This window comes from Salmonella sp. 5800 (genome assembly GCF_046558195.1).
GTDB classification, from domain to species: Bacteria; Pseudomonadota; Gammaproteobacteria; order Enterobacterales; family Enterobacteriaceae; genus Salmonella; species Salmonella enterica.
In genome coordinates, this window is the sequence record NZ_JBGDOX010000021.1 from 1 (window position 1) to 1,186 (window position 1,186).

Sequence of the window (1,186 nt, forward strand, 5' to 3'; positions counted from 1 at the left end):
ATTGACGTTAACGGCGTGGCGCGCCTCACCCGGCGGATGGCGGCGCACACGGCGCAGGGCGGGATGGTCATTCTCACCACCCACCAGCCGCTGCCGGGGGCCGCGGATACCGTCCGCCGCCTGGCGCTGACCGGCGGGGAGGCCGGGCTGTGATGTGGCGTGTCTTCTGTCTCGAACTGCGCGTGGCGTTCCGCCACGGCGCGGACATCGCCGGCCCGCTGTGGTTCTTCCTGATGGTCATCACCCTGTTTCCGTTAAGCGTCGGGCCGCAGCCGCAGCTGCTGGCGCGTATCGCGCCGGGCATCATCCAGGTGGCGGCGCTGCTGGCCTCGCTGCTGGCGCTGGAGCGGCTGTTTCGCGACGACCTGCAGGACGGCAGCCTGGAGCAGCTGATGCTGCTGCCGGTGCCGCTGCCGGCGGTGGTGCTGGCGAAGGTGCTGGCCCACTGGGCGGTGACCGGCCTGCCGCTGATTATGCTCTCCCCGCTGGTGGCGCTGCTGCTGGGGATGGACGTGTACGGCTGGAAAATCATGGCGCTGACGCTGCTGCTCGGCACGCCGGCGCTGGGGTTTCTCGCCGCGCCGGGCGTCGGGCTGACGGCCGGGCTGCGGCGCGGCGGCGTCCTGCTGGGCATTCTGGTGCTGCCGCTGAGTGTCCCGGTGCTGATTTTCGCCGCCGCGGCGATGGACGCGGCATCGATGCATTTACCCGCTGACGGCTATCTGGCGGTGCTGGGGGCGCTGCTGGCGGGCAGCGCGACGTTAAGCCCGTTCGCCACCGCGGCGGCGCTGCGCCTCAGCGTGCAGTAGCGCCCCGGCGCGACGGACATTTTACTGGTTTCAGGAGGTCAGGTGACGACTATGTGGAAAACCCTTCATCAGCTGGCGGCGCCGCCCCGGCTGTATCAGATTTGCGGCAGGCTCGTGCCGTGGCTGGCGGCGGCCGGCATCATCGCGCTGGCCACCGGCTGGGTCCGGGGCTTTGGTTTCGCCCCGGCGGACTACCAGCAGGGGGAGGGCTACCGCATTATGTACCTGCATGTCCCGGCGGCCATCTGGTCAATGGGTATCTATGCGGCGATGGCGGTGGCGGCGTTTACCGGGCTGGTCTGGCAGATGAAAATGGCCAGCCTTGCCGTCGCGGCGATGGCGCCGGTGGGGGCGGTGTACACCTTCATCGCGCTGGG

The 1,186-nt window shown here is 69.7% G+C and carries 2 protein-coding genes and 1 pseudogene; all 3 read left to right on the forward strand.

Annotated elements, in window-relative coordinates:
• Positions 1-153, forward strand: a pseudogene (locus ACLJZ5_RS21895) (heme ABC transporter ATP-binding protein CcmA); the annotation flags it as partial.
• On the forward strand, positions 150-809 hold the full coding sequence (gene ccmB, locus ACLJZ5_RS21900; protein ID WP_000990033.1) for a heme exporter protein CcmB: 660 nt from the start codon (positions 150-152) through the stop codon (positions 807-809). The pseudogene ACLJZ5_RS21895 and the gene ccmB, both read left to right, overlap by 4 nt.
• A gap of 51 nt (positions 810-860) precedes the next feature.
• The coding region (ccsA, locus tag ACLJZ5_RS21905) for a cytochrome c biogenesis protein CcsA (RefSeq protein ID WP_410959022.1) at positions 861-1,186 on the forward strand (326 nt) is incomplete at its 3' end.